The sequence below is a fragment of the Sphingomonas yunnanensis genome (assembly GCF_019898765.1).
GTDB classification, from domain to species: domain Bacteria; phylum Pseudomonadota; class Alphaproteobacteria; order Sphingomonadales; family Sphingomonadaceae; genus Sphingomonas; species Sphingomonas yunnanensis.
Map to the genome: position 1 here is coordinate 106,542 of NZ_JAIOKB010000001.1, position 16,724 is coordinate 123,265.

The following is a 16,724-nucleotide window of genomic DNA, read 5'->3' on the forward strand; positions in this document are numbered from 1 at the left end:
GTCTCGCGGCGCGGTGGATCCTCAAGCGGGTCCAGGATGACGGAAGCGCGGGTGCGGTGCGACGGTGATGCCGCGGCTTCGTAGCGTCCCGGGCTCAGCCCGCCAGCGCGGCGGCGATCCGCTCCGCCAGTCGCGCCGCGACCGCCGCCTTGGGCAGTCGCTCCCAGGTCTCGACGCCTTCCGCGGTCACGAGCTGGACCGCGTTGGCGTCCCCGCCCATCACGTCGCCCGAGACGTCGTTGGCGACGATCCAGTCGGCTCCCTTGTGCGCGCGCTTGGCGGTGGCGTGCTCGATCACCTGCTCGGTCTCGGCGGCGAACCCGACCAGCAGGCGGGGTCGGCGCGGGTCGCGCGCGAGCGTGGCGAGGATGTCGGGGTTGGCGATCAGCGCCAGCGGCGCGGGCGCGCTGCCGCCCTTCTTGAGCTTCTGCACCGCCGCCTGCTCGACGCGCCAGTCCGCCACCGCGGCCACCATCACTGCGGCATCGGCGGGAAGCGCGGCGTCGACCGCCGCCGCCATCTCGGCCGCAGTCCCGACGTCGACCCGGTCGACCCCGACGGGCGTGGCGAGCGCCACCGGGCCCGCCACCAGCGTGACGCGCGCGCCGAGCGCGACGAGCGCCGCGGCGAGGGCGAAACCCTGCTTCCCTGAGGAGCGGTTCGCGATGTAGCGCACCGGGTCGATCGGCTCGTGCGTCGGCCCGGCCGTGACCAATACGTGCCGCCCCGCCAGCGCGCCCGGGGCACGCGGCGCGAGCGCGCGCTCGATCCGTTGGGCGATCGCGAGCGGCTCGGGGAGCCGGCCCGGGCCGAACTCGCCGCACGCCATCGCGCCCTCGTCCGGCTCCATCACCGTGACGCCGTCGGCGCGCAGCCGCGCGACGTTGCGCTGGGTCGCGGCGTGCAGCCACATACGCACGTTCATCGCCGGCGCGGCGAGCACCGGCTTGTCGGTGGCGAGCAGCAGGGTAGTGGCGAGATCGTTCGCCAGACCCGCCGCCATGCGCGCGAGCAGGTCGGCGGTGGCGGGCGCCACGACGACGAGATCAGCCTCGCGACTGAGCTGGATATGCCCCATCTCGGCCTCGTCCTTGAGGTCCCACAGGTCGGTGTAGACCTTGTCCTCACTCAGCGCGGCGAGCGTCATCGCGGTGACGAAATGCGCGCCGCCCTCGGTCAGCACGCAACGCACCCGGTGGCCGCGGCGACGCAGCTCGCGCACCAGCTCGCACGACTTATAGGCGGCGATGCCGCCGCCCACGATCAGCAGGATGCGGCTCATCGTGTCACCCTCGTCACCGTGATGCGACGTCGCCCGGGCGCGCCGCGCAGCAGGTCGGCAACCGCGTCAGGCACGAGCGCGAGCCCGGGGGCGACCAGCGCGGCGGCGAGCGTGGCGCTGTGCAGTCCGGCGATCCGATCGTCGGCGGCGAGCCCCGCCAGCACGAGCGCGACCACGCGAGGGCCGAGCGCGCGCGGGAGCGCCGCCCAGCCGAGCAGCGCGAGCAGCATCAGCGCCGCCGCGATCCCGGGCGCGACACCCGGCAGCGCGGCGCCGAGCAGCCGCGCCAGCGCGTCCGGCGGCGCGACCAGGAGCGGAGGCACCTCGGCCGGCAGCGGCACCGCCGCGGCGACGGCCCATAAGTGGCAGGCCAGCACCGCGCCGCCGACCGCGAGCGCGACGAGCCAGCCGAGCGCCTCACGTGCGCCGCCGTCGAAGAGCGCGAACGCGGCCATCAGCGCCGGCACCAGCAGCGCGGCGGGATCGATCACCGCGGCGGCACAGCCGAGCGCGGCGGCGGTGCCCCAGCGCTCCGCCCGTCGCAGCAGCACGGCGTAGGCGGCGAGCAGCGCGGCCCAGCCCGCGTGCGGCGCCTGCTCCCACAGCAGCGCGACCGCAACGGTCCCGGCGACGAGCAGCAGCGCGGCGAGTACCTGGCCCGCGGCGCCCGCGAAGAGCGCGGTGAGCCGCTGTACCCCTACCGCGACCAGCCCGGCGAGCGCCGCGCCGACGAGCAGCAGCATCGCCCAACTCGGCACGGCGGCGCTCACCGCGGCGAGCGTCGGGGGCAGCGCGCGCGCCTCCTCGCCGTCGGGCGCGGTGCGTGCCAGGTCGCGGAAGGTCTCGTAATAGCGGCCGCCGTGGCGCATCGCCGCGACGATCGAGTCGTGGAGCAGTTCGGCGGCGGGGCGCGCGCTCGCCTCGGACAGGCCGACCGCGGCGATCAGCCCGAGCAGCAGCCCCGCGCACCACCACCGCGCCGCGCCGCGCTCGACCCGACCAAGGCGGGTCGGCGCCACGAGCAGCAGCGCCGAGCGCGTCACCACGGCGCCGCCAGCAGCATCGCGCCCGCGCCCGCGGCCAGGCCGAGCGCGCCGACCAAAGCGTAGCGCCAGCCGCCGCCGACTCGCACCAGCTGGATCTCCTTGAGCGGCGGACGCGGCGGCGCGCCGCCCGGCGCAGGGAAGCGCGCCTCGATGCGGCGCACCAGCTCGGGCAGTCGCGCCAGCGTGCGCACGTCGGCGACGAGCCGATCCGCGATCGCCGCCTCGGGGCCGAGTTCAGTGCGGATCCAGTCCTCGACCAGCGGTGCGGCGGTGATCCAGAGGTTGATGTCGGGGTCGAGCGCGGTGGCGACGCCCTCCACCATCACCATCGTTTTCTGCAGGAGCAAGAGGTGCGGCTGGGTGACCATGTCGAAGTCGCGCGTGATGCCGAACAGCCCGTCGAGCATCATGCCGATCGACATGTCCTTGACCGGCAGCCCGCGCATCGGCTCGCCGACGGCGCGCAGCGCGGTGGCGAACTCCTCAACATTGTGGTGTGCCGGCACATATTGCGCCTCGAAGTGGATCTCGGCGACCCGGCGGTAATTGCCCGTGATCAGCCCATAGAGGATCTCGGCCAGCCAGACGCGCGCGCGTCGGTCGATCCGCCCCATGATGCCGAAGTCGATCGCCGCGACCTGGTCGCCGGGCAGCGCGAACAGATTGCCCTGGTGCAGGTCGGCGTGGAAGAAGCCGTCGGCAATCGCCTGGCGGAGGAAGGCGTGGACGAGCACGCGAGCGAGCTCGGGCAGGTCGTAGCCAGCCTCGATCAGCGCCGCGCGATCGGACAATTTGATGCCGTCGATCCACTCGATCGTCAGCACCTTGCCCGTGGTGCGCGCCCAGTCGACGGCTGGTACGAAGAACTTCGGTTCGGCCGTCATCGTCTCGGCCAGCTCGGAGGCCGACGCCGCCTCGCGCGTGAAGTTGAGCTCGCGCGCGGTCCAGCGTTTGAACGTCTCGATCACCAGCCGCGGCTGTAGCCGTGCGATCTCGCCGCCCATCGGCTCGATCTGCGCCGCGGCCCATTCATAGGTGTCGATCGCGCGCGCGAAATCCTCCTCGACGCCGGGGCGCAGCACCTTCACCGCGACGCGCCGGCCGTCGGTGGTGACCGCGCGGTGGACCTGCGCGATCGAGGCCGAGCCGACCGGCACCTCCTCGATCTCGCGGAACAAGGTGTCGAGCGGGCGCCCGAAGCTGGTCCGCATGACCTGCGAGATCGCCGCATATGGCACCGGCGGGATCGAGTCCTGCAGCCGCAGCAGGTCGTGCGCGGCCTCCTCGCCGACCAGGTCGGGGCGGGTGGCGAGCGTCTGGCCGAACTTGATCGCCGCCGGCCCGAGCGCCTCGAACGCGTCGGCGTAGCGAGGCGTCGCGGGCACGCGCGCGCCGAGCCGAGCGAGCCGCAGCAGCCGACGCAGGCGCGGCGGCGTGTTGAGGTCGCGCTCGAGCCCGCGCAGCGCGCCGTGGCGCGCCAGCGTGCGCCCCCAGCTGAGCAGCCGCCAGGCGTGAACGACGGATGAAGTCACATCTTCCAGCCGCTGTGGATCGCCACCAGCCCGCCGAGCACCGCCTCGACGCGGGTCTGCACGAAGCCGGCCTCCGCGATCATCCGCTCGAACGCGGGCATGTCGGGGAAGCGGCGGATAGACTCGATGAGATAACGGTAGCTGTCCGAGTCACCGGCGAGCAGCTGGCCGAGCCTGGGCACCATGCGGTGCGAATAGGCGTCGTACACCTCGGCGAAGCCGGGCCATTGCGTGGTCGAGAACTCGAGGCAGTAGAAGCGGCCCCCGCGACGCAGCACGCGGTGCGCCTCGCGCAGCGCCGCCGGTATGTCGGTGACGTTGCGGATGCCAAAGGCGATCGTATAGGCGTCGAAGAAGCGGTCCGGGAAGGTCAGCGTCTCGGCATTGGCCTCGGTCCACACCAGCCCGTCGATCCCGCGCTGCTGCGCGCGTCCCATGCCGACCTCGAGCATCTCGGGGTTGATGTCGGCGACCGTCACTGCTGCACCCTGCGCGGCGAGGCGGAAGGCGATGTCGCCCGTACCGCCTGCCATGTCGAGGATCTGTTCGCCCGCGCGCGGCTTCACGCGGCGCACGAAGCGATCTTTCCACAGCCGGTGCATGCCCCCCGACATGGCGTCGTTCATCAGATCGTAGCGGCTCGCCACGTTGGAGAAGACGCCGCGCACGCGCGCGGTCTTCTCGACCGGGGTGACGTCCTCGTAACCGAAGGAGACCACGCGCTCGCTGGCGGCGCTGCCGGGGGTGTCGCTCATGCCCGCCGCTCTAGGGCGTGCGCCGGGGGGAGGGAAGGGGGCGAGCGCGGCCACGGCGTCGATCGTGCGATCTAGCCGCGACGGCGCGCGATGCCTAAGTGACCGCCATGCCCGAACTTCCCGAGGTCGAGACCACCGTTCGCGGGCTCACGCCGGTGCTGCTCGACGCCACGCTGGCGCTGGTCGAGCCGCGACGCGGCGATCTGCGTCGGCCGTTCCCGCCCGAGCTGCGCCAGCGGCTCACGGGCGCGCGAGTGACCGCTCTGGTTCGCCGCGCCAAATACGGTCTGATCGATACCGATCGCGGCGACACGCTGATCTTTCATCTCGGCATGTCGGGGCGCTGGCGAGTCGATCCCGCCGAACTGCTCGCGCACGATCATCTGCTGATCGAGACCGTGGCGGGGCGACGGCTCGCGCTCAACGATCCGCGTCGTTTCGGCTCCGTCGACCTATGGCCGACCGCCGCGCTGGGCGACTTCCCTGCCTTCGGCGCGCTCGGCCCCGAGCCGCTCGGTCCGGCCTTCACGGCCGACTATCTGCGCGGCGTGCTGACAGGCAAGACGACGTCGATCAAGCTCGCGCTGCTCGATCAGCGAGTCGTCGCGGGCCTCGGCAATATCTACGTGTGCGAGGCGCTCTACCACGCGCGGATCAACCCACGCCGCGCGGCGGGTCGGATCGCACGGTCGCGGCTGGAGCGGTTGGTCGCGGCGGTTCATGACGTGCTCGAGTCCGCGATCGCGGCGGGCGGGTCGACACTGCGTGACTATGCCCGACCCAACGGCGAGCTCGGCTATTTCTCCAAGCAGTTCGCGGTCTACGGGCGCGCGGGCGAGCCGTGCGGCTGCGGCGGCACGGTGCACCGCTACGCTGAGGGCGGACGCTCGACCTTCTGGTGCCCGGCCTGCCAGCGCGGTTGACGCTGTGCGGCTCCCGCGCTATGGGCCGCGCCTTCGAGGGTGACGGTGTTACCGACCGCCCTGCTTTCCATCGATTCGAAACAGTCAGAGGACGTTCATGGCGAACACGCCGCAAGCCAAGAAGCGCATCCGCCGCAACGAGCGTCGGGCCGAAGTCAATGGTAACCGCGTCGGCCGCATCCGCACCTTCGTCAAGAAGGTCGAGGCAGCGCTCGCGGCCGGCGACAAGGCCGGTGCGGCGACCGCGCTGCAGGCGGCGCAGCCCGAGATCGCGCGCGGCGTCGCCAAGGGCGTACTCCACAAGAACACGGCAGCGCGCAAGTTCTCGCGCCTGACCAAGCGCGTGGCCGGGCTCGCCTGATTTAACGCCTTCTCAGCGCTATGAAAACGCCCGTCGGGATCGTCCCGGCGGGCGTTTTCGTATGTCGGTCGACGATCCCCAGACCGGGTCGGCACTTCTTTGCAAAAGCCTCGGGAATCCTGCGATTCGCATCCGGCACGATCGCGAGATCTCCAATAAAACCCAGTCTTTACAGTAGCTTGTGAGAAATCTGACGCATTTGCGCGGCTGGTGGCGAGTCAACCTGCTTTATTTCGATTTTGTGTCCGCGACCGGTCTTGATCGACTCAGCCGGCTGTTCCTAATCCTGTCGAACCGCACCGGCGATCGTCCGGCGCGGCACAGAGGCACCGTCTGATAGCCGACGCGAGAGGGGCCGCGGGCAGGGGACGTTTGACTTTGCGGATGCAGGATCCGCGAACGCTCGCGTTCGCGGCAACGGGAGAGGTGTGCGTGGCGGAACTGGCGGAGCGAGTGGACGGGATGAGCGACGTGGCACGGGCCTGGACCCGGGTGCGCGCCAACCTGCGCCAGTCCGCCGGGGCGCGGCTGTTCGATCAGTGGCTCGCGCCGATCGCGCTGGCCGACGCCGCCGACCCGCTCGACGTCCGCCTGACGCTGCCGTCGCCGTTCATGACCAACTGGGTCCGCAGCCATTATGCCGAGCGGCTCGTGCACGAGTTCCGCGCGGTGCTGCCGGGCGTGCGCAGCGTCGAGGTAGAGACCGCGCCCCGCGCGCCGGTCGCCGCCGTGCTGACCGCGCCCGCCGTCGTCGCTGCGCCGGCCGAGCCGATCGCCGACGGCCCGAGGCCGGCTGGGGAGCGCCCGCAGCTTGACCCGCGGCTGACCTTCGACCGCTTCGTCGTGGACGAATCGAACTTCGTCGCCGTCAACGCCGCGCGTGCGCTGGCCGAGCCGGGCCCGGTGCGGTTCAGCCCCTTGTTCCTCCACGGCGCGACTGGGCAGGGCAAGACCCACCTGATGAACGCGGTGGCGCACGCCTTCCTCGCGGCGCATCCGGGCGCGCGGGTGATGCTGATGTCGGCGGAGCGCTTCATGTTCGAGTTCGTCGCCGCGGTGCGCGCGCGCGACACGTTCGCGTTCAAGGCCAAGCTGCGCGGATGCGACCTGCTGCTGATCGACGATCTCCAGTTCATCGCCGGCAAGGACTCGACGCAGGAGGAGTTCTTCCACACCGTCAACGAGATCACGGCCGCGGGTAAGCGGCTCGTGATCGCCGCCGATCGCGCGCCCCAGGCGCTAGAGGGGATCGAGCCGCGCATCCTCGGCCGCCTCGGCGGGGGTCTGGTGGCGGACATCAAGCCCTCTTCGCTGGCACTTCGCCGCGAGGTGCTCGCTCGGCGCGTCGCGGACATGCCCGACGTGCGCGTCCCCGCCGCGATACTCGACCTCCTCGCGACCCGGATCACCGCGAGCATCCGCGAGCTGGAGGGCGCGCTGACCCGTGTCACCGCTTATTCGATGCTGACCGGCGCGACGATCGACCTCGACTTCGCGACACAGACGCTCGGCGACATGCTGCGCGGCCACCAGCGCCGCGTGACGATCGATCAGATCCAGAAGCTGGTATCAGACCATTTCGAGCTCAAGCCGCTCGACCTGATATCGGCGCGCCGTGCGCGCGCGGTGGCGCGGCCGCGGCAGATCGCGATGTACCTAGCCAAGCGCCTGACCACGCGCTCCTTGCCCGAGATCGGCCGCAAGTTCGGCGGGCGCGATCACTCCACGGTGATCCACGCGGTGAAGCGGATCGAGGCGCTGCGCGACACCGACCGCGACGTCGACGGCGCGGTCCGTCTGCTACTGGGCCAGCTGGGCGGCTGAGCGCCGCTCACGCCGCGCGACGCAGCGGCTCCTCCTCGATCGGCCTCGCCGTCAGGGGAAGCCGAGTGACCTCGGCGATGGCGCTGGCGCGCCGGCGATCGGGGAAGAGCAGCCGGCTGGCGAGGACGATCACACCCAGCGCGGCATAGGTCGCCAGCACCGCTTCCAGGCTGAACAATAGCGCCCCGGCGAAGGCGGCTCGCAGCCACAGCGGGTTGAAGCCCAGGTCCTCGCCGACCGCGGCGCACACGCCGAGGAGATTGTCGCGCGGGGCGGGCGGGGTGGTGGTCTCGGTCATGCGCTCTCTCGCTCGTCTGGCGGCGGTCGCCGCGGTTCGCGAGTTGCTGAGCAAGAGTGATGCCAACCGGCGATGGTAAGCCCGCAAAATCCTCCCCTGCAAAGGGGAGGTGGACCAGCCGAAGGCTGGTGGAGGGGTGTCGCCAGAGGTGATGCCGGCGACACTCCACCGGCCGCGACACCCCTCCGTCAGGCCTGCGGCCTGCCACCTCCCCTTGCAGAAGAGGATGAGAAACCGCGCCAACCACTCAGACACGCCATCATCTGGCGCGAGAGGCCATCGCCGATGGCAGGTTACGCCAACAATCCCATGGCGCGCTGCGCCGCCCGGAGCGTCGGCGCCGCCAGCGTGCGCGCCTTCTCCGCGCCGCGCTCCAGGATCGAGACGATCGCGGCGCGGTCGTCGAGCAGCCGCACCATCTCGTCGCGGATCGGCGCGAGCTTGGCCACGGCCAGGTCCGCCAGCGCCGGCTTGAACGCGCCGAAGCCCTTGCCGGCGAAATCGCCGAGCACGTCCTGTGGCGCGCGGTCGGCGAGCGCGGCGAAGATCGTCAGCAGGTTGCGCGCCTCGGGCCGGCCGTCGAGCTCCTCCACCGTGGCGGGGAGCAGGTCGGGGTCGGTCTTCGCCTTGCGGAACTTGTCCGCGATCACCTCGTCGCTGTCGATCAGCTTGACCAGCGACTGTTCCGACGGGTTGGACTTGCTCATCTTCGCCGCGGCATCGCGCAGCGACATGATCCGCGGCGCCGCTGCGCTGATCAGCGGTTCGGGCAGGGTGAACAGCGCGCTGTTATAGTCGGTGTTGAACTTGGTCGCGATGTCGCGCGCCAGCTCGAGATGCTGCTTCTGGTCCTCGCCGACGGGGACGTGCGTGCCGTTGTACAGCAGCACGTCCGCCGCCATGAGAACGGGGTAATCGTACAACCCGACGCTGGCGCCCTCGCGGTTCTTTCCCGCCTTGTCCTTGAACTGGGTCATGCGGTTGAGCCAGCCGACGCGCGCGACATTGTTGAGCAGCCAGGCGAGCTCGCTGTGCGCGGGCACGCGTACCTGGTTGAACAGGATCGAGCGCTCGGGGTCGATCCCGGCGGCGACCAAGGTGGCGGTCATCTCGATCGTGTTGGCGGTCAGCTCGGCGGGCGCGATGAACTCGGTCAGGCCGTGCAGGTCGGCGATGAAGTACATCGTCTCGCCGCCCCGCGCCTGGATCTGATCCTGCATCGCGACCCACTGCTTCACCGCCCCCAGATAATTGCCGAGGTGGAGGTTGCCGGTCGGCTTGATGCCGGAGACGACGCGCATCTTGGTCATCGGGAGGAGGCTCTGCGACGGAGGAGGGAACGGAGGTCGGCGACGCGGAACGCGCCGGTGGCGAAACAGGCGAGCGCGTAGATCGTCACGCCCGCGCCGACCAGCACCGCCAGCGCGACGCCGCGCACGACGAGGCTGCCGGTGAGATAGGGGTCGACCAGCGGTGTCACCAGCAGCAGCGCGACGCCCATCAGCAGCGCGGCGAGCGCGAGCCGCGGCACTTTGCGCTTGAGCTGCGGGTCGAGCGCGAAGTGACCGCGCCGCGCCAGCACGACGTAGAGCGAGGCGACGTTGACCGTCGACGCCAGCGCGGTGGCGAGCGGCGGGCCGATCTGGCCGATGTTCCAGTGCGCCAGCGTCGGGATCAGCACGAGGTTGCCGAGGAGGTTGAGCGCGACCGAGTAGAGCGCCAGCCGCACCGGCGTGCGCGTGTCGGCGCGCGCGTAGAAACCGGGGGTGAGCACCTTGACCAGCACGTAGCTCGGCAGCCCGAGCGAGAAGGCGGCGAGTGCCTGCGCCGAGCGCGCGCTGTCCGCGCCGGTGAAGGCGCCGTGCTGGAACAGTCCGCGCACGATCGGCTCGGCGGCGAAGACGAAGGCGGCGGTCGCGGGCAGGGTAAGGAACAGCGCGAGCTCCAGCCCGCGGTTCTGCGTCTCCATCGCCTCGGTCTCGCGTCCCTCGCTCAGCAGCCGCGACACGACCGGCAGCAGGATCGTGCCGAGCCCGATGCCGATCATGCCGAGCGGCAGCTGGTTCAGCCGGTCGGCGTAATAGATCGCCGAGATCGATCCCGCCGGCAGCAGCCAGCCCGCCAGCGCGGTCGAGATGGCGAGGTTGACCTGCGCCGCGCCCGCACCCGCCGCGGCCGGGACGATCAGCGTGAGCAGCCTCCTGACGTCGTCGTCGACGCGCGGCCGGCGCAGCCGGAGCGAGACGCCCGCGCGACCGCACGCCCACCACAGCCAGGCGAGCTGGAACGCGCCGCCGACGGTGACCGAGATCGCCTGTATCCGCGCGGTGGCATAGGGATCTGTGCCGTGGAAGAAGATCAGCGCGCCGACCATCGCCACGTTGAGCAGGATCGGCGCCGCGGCATTGACCCAGAAGCGGTCGAGCGAGTTGAGGATGCCACCGAGCAGCGAGACCAGCGAGATCAGCATGAGGTAGGGGATGGTGAAGCGCGACAGCGTCACCGCGAAGGCGAACTGCTCGGGCGTGGGATGCTGGCGATCGAACCCGCCCGAGAGCGCCAAGGTGATCGGCCACGCCGCGACCAGCATCGCCGCGGTGAAGACGAGCAGCACCGGGAACAGCACTGCCAGCGCCCGCTCGGCGAAGTCGACCCCGGCGGGGGTGCCGCCACCCTCCGCGACCTTGCGGTTGAACAAGGGGATGAAAGCGGCGGAGAAGGCGCCCTCGGCGAAGAGGGCGCGAAACATGTTCGGCAGGCGGAAGGCGACGAAGAAAGCGTCGGACGCGAAGCCCGCGCCGACATAGCTCGCCTGCAGCGTGTCGCGCACCAGCGCGAGCACGCGGCTGGCGAGCGTCAGCCCGCCGACCGACCCGAGCGCTTTCGCGAGGTTCATAGCGTCAACGGCCGCCGGTGTTCCCGCACCCGCGGGAACCCAGAGTCACGGGAGCAGCGCCCGCCGCCCTGGGCTCCTGCCTGCGCAGGAGCACCGCGCATCGGCCTCAGGCCTGGCCGATCGCGCCGCCGAACGATACGCCCTGTGCCTGCGCCTGCTGGAGGAACAAGGCGTTGAAGTCGATCGGCTCGAGCAGCAGCGGCGGGAAGCCTCCGTCCCGAATCGCGTCGGCGACGACGCGGCGGGCGAACGGGAAGAGCAGCCGCGGACCCTCGCCGAGGAGGAAGGGCTGGACATGCTCGGCCGGCACGTTGCGCAGGCCGAACAGGCCCGCATAGGACAGCTCGGCGATGAAGGCGGTCTTGCCGCCGGTGGTGGCGCGCACCTCGATCTTGAGCGTCACCTCATGGACGTCCTCGCCGACCTGCGCCGCGCCGATGTCGAACTGGACGTTGATCTCGGGTGGGTTGGGCTCCTGATAGACCGCCGGAGCGTTCGGGTTCTCGAACGACAGATCCTTGACGTATTGCGAGATCAGCCCCGCCGCCGGGCCCGTGTCCGCGCCGTTGGCGAGCGGTTCGCCGCCGAGATTGTCCTGGCTGTCCATCGTCCGTCCCTTCACCGATCCTGTGTCGCGCGCGCCAGAGTGAACCAGGGCGCAGCAGTCAGCGGCGGTTAGCAGCGCGGTCGGCGGGATACAATCGCCGCCCCGGCGATTTGACCCAGGGCAGTTTGATGTTCGTAGCCTTCATGCCTATGTACGACGTCAAGTTTTCGCAGACCAGCCGTCTGGAGTTGCCGTGTTCTACGTAGTCCTGCTCGCCATGGTCGCCGGCTTCCTCGCTCTGCGGCTCTACTCGGTTCTCGGTAAGCGCTCGGGCCACGAGCAGCCGCTGCCCAAGCCGGCCGAGGAGCGAGTCGGCACGGCGGCGCTGCCGCGCACCGTCGACGTGACGCCGGAGGTGCGCGAGCCGGTCATGCGGCCGTTCGACAGCGGCACCGAGCCTGGCCTGCGCGCTTTGGTCGCCGCCGAGCCGCAGTTCGACGTCAACCGCTTCATCGAGGGCGCCAAGTCCGCCTATCGCCTGATCCTCGAGGCCTATTGGCGCGGCGACGTCGAGGCGCTGCGCGGTCTGGTCGCGCCCGACGTGCTCGCGGCGTTCCAGGAGGCGATCGAGGCGCGTCAAGCGGCGGGCCATGTGCTCGACAACCGCCTGATCTCGGTCGAGCGAGCCAGTATCGCCTCGGCCTCGGTCGGCAGCGGCGAGGCGCGCGTGACGGTGCGCTTCGACGCCGATATCGCCGCGGTGACCCGAGACGGCGATGGGCAAGTGGTCGCCGGCTCGACGAGCGACGCGGTCGACACTCATGACGTGTGGACCTTCGTGCGGCAGGTGAAGACCGCTGACCCGAACTGGATCCTCGCGGACACCGACGAGGCGTGAGGACGCCGCCGGTGTCGGTGCGATAGGGAAAGGGGCGGAATGCGGATGAGGGGGGCGCTCGCGGTGGCGAGCGCGATGGCGGTCGCGGCATGCGTCGGCCCCGGCGAGCGGCCGACACCGCCGCGCAGCAGCGCGAGCCGGCCGGTGGCTCCTCAGACGAGGTCCCGCCCCGAGCGTGCGCCAGCGCGGACCTCCTATCCGCTCGATCGCCCGGCACGGCAGCCGGTCGCTTCTACCCCGCTAGCGCCGGTGACGGGCATCACCGTTCCGGGGGCGGTCAGCGCGTATGCCAACGGCGTGGTGCGGGGCCCCGCGGTCAGCACGCTGCCGCTCGAAAGCGACCAGGCCAGCGCCGCACTCGCCGCCTTTCGACTGAGCTGTCCCAGCCTCGTCCGCCGCACCGACTCGAGCGGGCTGACGCTCGGCGCCGACTGGCAGGCGGCCTGCGCCGCTGCCTCGACCGTCGGAGACCGCGATGCCACCGCCTTCTTCCAGCGCTGGTTCGAGGCGGTGCAGGTCGGCGACGGTCGTGCCTTCGCCACCGGTTATTTCATCCCCGAGATCGCCGGCTCGCGCGAGCTGCGGCCGGGCTACGCGCCGATCTACGCGCGCCCCACTGATCTGATCGACGTCGACCTCGGCAGTTTCGTCGATACGCTCGCCGGCAAGAAGATCCGTGGGCGGGTCGAGGGCAACCGCCTGGTGCCCTATTACGATCGCACCGCGATCGAGCAGGGTGCGCTGGAAGGTCGCGCGCGCGTGCTGGGTTATGCCGCCGACCCGGTCGAGCTGTTCTTCCTCCAGGTACAGGGCTCGGGGCTGGTGCGGATGCGCGACGGCGACGTGCTGCGCATCGGCTATGAGACGCAGAACGGCCGCGAATACACCGGGATCGGCGCGCTGATGAAGAGTCGCGGGCTGCTCGGCCCGGGCCAGTCGTCGATGCAGGGGATCGTCGCCTGGCTCCATGCGCATCCCGAGGAAGGCCGCGCGATCATGCGCGAGAACAAGAGCTACGTCTTCTTCCGCGAGCTCGACGGGCCACCGCTCGGCGCGCTGGGCCTGCCCGTCACGGGCGGCGTCACCGTCGCCGCCGACCCGCGCTTCGTGCCGCTCGGCGCGCCGATCTTCCTCTCGATGGACCGCACCGACGCCAACGGCGTGTGGATCGCCCAGGACACCGGCGGCGCGATCAAGGGTGCCAACCGGGTCGACACCTTCTGGGGCGCGGGCGAGGCGGCGCGCGCTACCGCGGGCGGGATGAGCGCGCGCGGCACCGCCTTCCTGCTCCTCCCGGTCGGCAGCTACGACCGCTGGGTAGCGCGCCGCGCCGCGGGAGGCGTGGGTGGCGGGACGACGCCTCGGCGCTGACGAGGAAGCTTTGTGGGCGCGCGTGCGCGCCACGGTGCGCGCGCTGCCCGGCCGACGTGCCGAGCCCGTTGCCGTCGCGCCGCGGACGCCCGAGCCGGCCGCGCCGCCGCGTCCGTCGACGGTGACCCCGGTCAGCGCGCCCGTGAAGCCCACGCCGCGCGGCCCCGGTGAGACGCTCGACCGCGGCTGGGACCGGCGGCTCGCGACCGGCCATGTCGCGCCCGAGCGGACGATCGACCTGCACGGTCACACGCTTGCCTCGGCGCATAGCGCGCTCGACTTCGGCCTGGGCGCGGCGATCGCGCGCGGGGAGCGGGTGGTGCTGCTCGTCACGGGCAAGCCGCCGCGCCCGGAGAGCCAGCGCCCGCACGCGCGCGGCGCGATCCGCGCCTCGGTGCTCGACTGGCTCCAGCTCTCGCGTCACGCCGGCGCGATCGCCGCGGTCCGCAACGCTCACCCGCGGCACGGCGGTGCGGGGGCGCTCTATGTGATCCTGCGGCGCAAGCGGTGAGCGCGGTGATCCTCCCTCGCTCCTTCTTTCCTCCGTCACCCCGGACTCGGTCCGGGGTCTGCTGCTGAGCGTCACCGGCAGCGCTCGTCGTTGCACGAGGTGGTTCGCAGAACACGTACGAATCTTGATGGTGACGTGAACGTCCGACACCACCCTCATATGCGACCGTCGGCGCGGCCGGGCGGCGCCTCACCCCGCGAACGCGCGCACGATCACCCGCTCATAGATGTCGGACAGCTGTGCCAGATCGTCGAGCGCGACCGCCTCGTCGGGCTTGTGCATCGTCGCGTTGAGCAGGCCGAACTCCACCACCGGGCATAGCGCGCGCAGGAAGCGCGCGTCCGAGGTGCCGCCGGTGGTCGACAGTTCGGGGGTTCGTCCTGTCACCTCGACGATCGCCGCCGACACCAGCGCCGACAACGCGCCCGGCTCGGTGAGGAACGCCTCACCCGAGACTCGCGCCACCACCTGCGCGGCGGGGGCGTGCGCGTGCACGATCGACTCCACACGCGACGCCAGCTCGGCGCCGCGATGCAGGTCGTTGAAGCGGATGCTGAGCCGCGCGCTGGCGTGGGCGGGAATGACGTTGGTTGCCGGGTTCCCGACCGTCACGTCGGTGATCTCGAGGTTGGAGGGCTGGAACCAGTCGCTGCCCGTGTCGAGCACGAGCGAGTCGAGCTCGGCCAGCGCCGCGATCAGCCGCGGGATCGGATTGTCGGCGAGGTGGGGATAGGCGACATGGCCCTGTCGTCCCGGCACGTCGATCCAGATATTGACCGAGCCGCGACGGCCGATCTTGATCATGTCGCCGAGCGACGCGACCGAGGTGGGCTCGCCGACCAGGCACATGTCGGGGAGCAGCCCGCGCGCGCGCATCCGCTCGATCAGCGCGACGGTGCCATAGGTGGCGGGTCCCTCCTCGTCGCCGGTGATGACGAGCGACAAGCGGCCGGCGTCGGCCGGGACGCGCGCCGCGGCGGTGACGAACGCGGCCACCGCGCCCTTCATGTCGACCGCGCCGCGCCCGCGCAGCAGCCCGCCGGCGATCACCGGCTCGAACGCGCCCGCGCTCCAGCCCGGCCCCGGTGGCACGACGTCGACGTGACCGGCGAAGGCGAGGTGACGCCCGCTGCCGCGGGTCGCCAGCAGATTCTCGACCGGCCCGTCGGGGGCCTCCCCGGCGACGAAGCGCTCGACCGCGAAGCCGAGCGGCAGCAGCGCCGCCTCGAGCACGTCGAACACCGCACCGCGGGCCGGCGTCACGCTCTCCGCAGCGATCAGCGCGCCCGCGAGTTGAATCACGTCGATCACGCGAGGAGTTCCTCATGCCCAAGGTCGATGTCGAGCGCCTGCCATCGTGCCAGGGGAGCGACTATCCCGCGCCGTTCGATGCGGCGGCGTCCGATCGCACCGTGCGCGTGCTGTCCGAGGCGATGGGGCTGAGCGACTTCGTCGCCACGCACGTCACCGTGCCGCCGGGCGGCTGGTCGTCGCAGCGCCACTGGCACGAGGGCGAGGACGAGCTGGTGATCGTGCTCAGCGGCGAGGCGGTGCTGGTCGACGACGCCGGTCGCCACCCGATGCGCGCGGGCGACGTCGCCACCTTCCGCAAGGGCGTGGCGAATGCGCACCATCTCCGCAACGAGAGCGACTCCCCCTGCGTGCTGTTCGCGGTGAGCCTGCCCGAGGCGTCGACGGTCCGTTACCCGGACATCGCGATGCGCTGGCATCCGCTGCACGGCTATGAGGCCGACCGGAGGCCGGGCGGGGAGGGGGCGCACTAGGCGACCGGCTGCTCGAACTTCTCGATCACCCACTCCTCCTCCTGCGCGCCCGCGATCCAGTCCTGCAGGAAGGGATGGTGCAGCACCGCGCCGATATAAGCGGCGGCGAAGCGCGGGGCGGGGAGCGAGTAGGTGACGATGCGTGTGCACACCGGCGCGAACATGATGTCGGCCGCGCCGAAGGCGCCGAAGAGGAAATCGCCCTCGCCGGCGCCGCCGAAGCGTGCACGTGCCTGCGCCCAGAGCTCGAAGATGCGCGTGAGATCGGCCGCGACGTCGTCGTCGATCGGGGCGGGCGCGTAGATCTGGCGTACGTTCATGCCGTGCTTGCGGCGCAGGGCCGCGAAGCTGGAGTGCATCTCCGCCGCCATCGAGCGCGCCATGGCGCGCGCCGCCTCGTCCTCGGGCCAGAATCGCGCGCGCGCGACCTTGTCGGCGAGATACTCGACGATCGCGAGGCTGTCCCACACCACCGCGTCGCCGTCCCACAGGATCGGCACCTTGCCCGAGGAGGGGGCGAACTCGTCGCCCTCGCGGCGCTTGTCCCACGCCTCGTCGTAGAGCGGTACGACCACTTCCTCGAAGGCTAAGCCCGACTGGCGGCAGGCGAGCCAGCCGCGCAGCGACCAGGAGGAATAGGCCTTGTTGCCGATGATCAGCTTCATCCCCGCTGGTTAGGCGTGGCGGACGAGGAGG

17 protein-coding genes are annotated in these 16,724 nt (G+C 71.3%); 7 read left to right on the plus strand and 10 right to left on the minus strand.

Translation table 11 applies throughout. The annotated features are described in order from the left end of the window. Positions 1 to 94: 94 nt before the first annotated feature. From coaBC to K7957_RS00460, 4 genes are read right to left on the minus strand one after another with little or no spacing between them, the layout of a single operon-like run. Positions 95 to 1,282 carry a bifunctional phosphopantothenoylcysteine decarboxylase/phosphopantothenate--cysteine ligase CoaBC gene (gene coaBC / locus K7957_RS00445; RefSeq protein WP_223010056.1) on the minus strand — a complete coding sequence of 396 codons (1,188 nt, stop codon included), beginning with the start codon at positions 1,280 to 1,282 and terminating at the stop codon, positions 95 to 97. Next, the gene (locus K7957_RS00450) at positions 1,279 to 2,325 is read right to left on the minus strand and encodes a hypothetical protein (RefSeq protein ID WP_223010057.1); all 1,047 of its coding nucleotides are present in this window, start codon (positions 2,323 to 2,325) and stop codon (positions 1,279 to 1,281) included. Before K7957_RS00450 ends, coaBC begins: the two co-directional genes overlap by 4 nt. Further along, on the minus strand, positions 2,322 to 3,860 hold the full coding sequence (gene ubiB / locus K7957_RS00455; RefSeq protein ID WP_223010058.1) for a 2-polyprenylphenol 6-hydroxylase: 1,539 nt from the start codon (positions 3,858 to 3,860) through the stop codon (positions 2,322 to 2,324). Before ubiB ends, K7957_RS00450 begins: the two co-directional genes overlap by 4 nt. Next, positions 3,857 to 4,615, minus strand: a complete 759-nt coding sequence (locus tag K7957_RS00460; RefSeq protein WP_223010059.1) for a class I SAM-dependent methyltransferase — start codon at positions 4,613 to 4,615, stop codon at positions 3,857 to 3,859. Before K7957_RS00460 ends, ubiB begins: the two co-directional genes overlap by 4 nt. A 107-nt stretch (positions 4,616 to 4,722) precedes the next feature. On the opposite strand from K7957_RS00460, the gene mutM reads away from it, so the two are divergent. The 3 genes from mutM to dnaA all read left to right on the plus strand — a co-directional run bounded on the left by mutM (position 4,723) and on the right by dnaA (position 7,723). Further along, positions 4,723 to 5,538, plus strand: coding sequence for a bifunctional DNA-formamidopyrimidine glycosylase/DNA-(apurinic or apyrimidinic site) lyase (gene mutM / locus K7957_RS00465; RefSeq protein WP_223010060.1), 816 nt, complete (start codon positions 4,723 to 4,725; stop codon positions 5,536 to 5,538). 97 nt (positions 5,539 to 5,635) lie between these two features. Further along, positions 5,636 to 5,899, plus strand: a complete 264-nt coding sequence (gene rpsT / locus K7957_RS00470; protein WP_132909366.1) for a 30S ribosomal protein S20 — start codon at positions 5,636 to 5,638, stop codon at positions 5,897 to 5,899. 462 nt (positions 5,900 to 6,361) lie between these two features. Continuing rightward, positions 6,362 to 7,723 carry a chromosomal replication initiator protein DnaA gene (gene dnaA / locus K7957_RS00475; RefSeq protein WP_223011045.1) on the plus strand — a complete coding sequence of 454 codons (1,362 nt, stop codon included), beginning with the start codon at positions 6,362 to 6,364 and terminating at the stop codon, positions 7,721 to 7,723. Positions 7,724 to 7,730: 7 nt separating this feature from the next. On the opposite strand, the gene K7957_RS00480 is transcribed toward dnaA, so the two are convergent. The 4 genes from K7957_RS00480 to secB all read right to left on the minus strand — a co-directional run bounded on the left by K7957_RS00480 (position 7,731) and on the right by secB (position 11,524). Next, a complete protein-coding gene (locus tag K7957_RS00480; protein WP_223010061.1) occupies positions 7,731 to 8,021 on the minus strand; it encodes a PspC domain-containing protein in 291 nt (96 codons plus the stop codon). 293 nt (positions 8,022 to 8,314) lie between these two features. Further along, positions 8,315 to 9,322 (minus strand): tryptophan--tRNA ligase, encoded by a 1,008-nt coding sequence (gene trpS / locus K7957_RS00485; RefSeq protein ID WP_223011046.1) that lies wholly within the window; start codon positions 9,320 to 9,322, stop codon positions 8,315 to 8,317. 5 nt (positions 9,323 to 9,327) lie between these two features. Beyond that, a complete protein-coding gene (murJ, locus tag K7957_RS00490; protein ID WP_223010062.1) occupies positions 9,328 to 10,917 on the minus strand; it encodes a murein biosynthesis integral membrane protein MurJ in 1,590 nt (529 codons plus the stop codon). A gap of 106 nt (positions 10,918 to 11,023) precedes the next feature. Continuing rightward, complete coding sequence (gene secB, locus K7957_RS00495) at positions 11,024 to 11,524, minus strand: protein-export chaperone SecB (RefSeq protein ID WP_223010063.1); 501 nt, start codon at positions 11,522 to 11,524, stop codon at positions 11,024 to 11,026. Between the two features lie 193 nt (positions 11,525 to 11,717). Here secB and K7957_RS00500 point away from each other — a divergent pair, with 193 nt between their 5' ends. Genes K7957_RS00500 through K7957_RS00510 form a run of 3 tightly spaced genes read left to right on the plus strand, consistent with a single transcriptional unit; the run spans position 11,718 to position 14,244 of the window. Continuing rightward, positions 11,718 to 12,362 (plus strand): Tim44/TimA family putative adaptor protein, encoded by a 645-nt coding sequence (locus K7957_RS00500; RefSeq protein ID WP_223010064.1) that lies wholly within the window; start codon positions 11,718 to 11,720, stop codon positions 12,360 to 12,362. A gap of 39 nt (positions 12,363 to 12,401) precedes the next feature. Then, complete coding sequence (gene mltA / locus K7957_RS00505; protein ID WP_223010065.1) at positions 12,402 to 13,733, plus strand: murein transglycosylase A; 1,332 nt, start codon at positions 12,402 to 12,404, stop codon at positions 13,731 to 13,733. Beyond that, the gene (locus K7957_RS00510) at positions 13,708 to 14,244 is read left to right on the plus strand and encodes a Smr/MutS family protein (protein WP_223010066.1); all 537 of its coding nucleotides are present in this window, start codon (positions 13,708 to 13,710) and stop codon (positions 14,242 to 14,244) included. Before mltA ends, K7957_RS00510 begins: the two co-directional genes overlap by 26 nt. Positions 14,245 to 14,433: 189 nt before the next feature. Here the strand turns inward: K7957_RS00510 and dapE are convergent, their stop codons facing one another. Next, entirely contained in the window at positions 14,434 to 15,555 is a 1,122-nt protein-coding gene (gene dapE, locus K7957_RS00515; protein ID WP_223010067.1) for a succinyl-diaminopimelate desuccinylase, read from the minus strand. A gap of 14 nt (positions 15,556 to 15,569) precedes the next feature. Here dapE and K7957_RS00520 point away from each other — a divergent pair, with 14 nt between their 5' ends. After that, positions 15,570 to 16,028: a cupin domain-containing protein gene (locus tag K7957_RS00520; RefSeq protein ID WP_223010068.1), complete on the plus strand. Its 459-nt coding sequence runs from the start codon at positions 15,570 to 15,572 to the stop codon at positions 16,026 to 16,028. Here the strand turns inward: K7957_RS00520 and K7957_RS00525 are convergent. Further along, positions 16,025 to 16,693: a glutathione S-transferase family protein gene (locus K7957_RS00525; RefSeq protein WP_223010069.1), complete on the minus strand. Its 669-nt coding sequence runs from the start codon at positions 16,691 to 16,693 to the stop codon at positions 16,025 to 16,027. The two genes, K7957_RS00520 and K7957_RS00525, sit on opposite strands and share 4 nt — an antisense overlap. Positions 16,694 to 16,724: the final 31 nt, after the last annotated feature.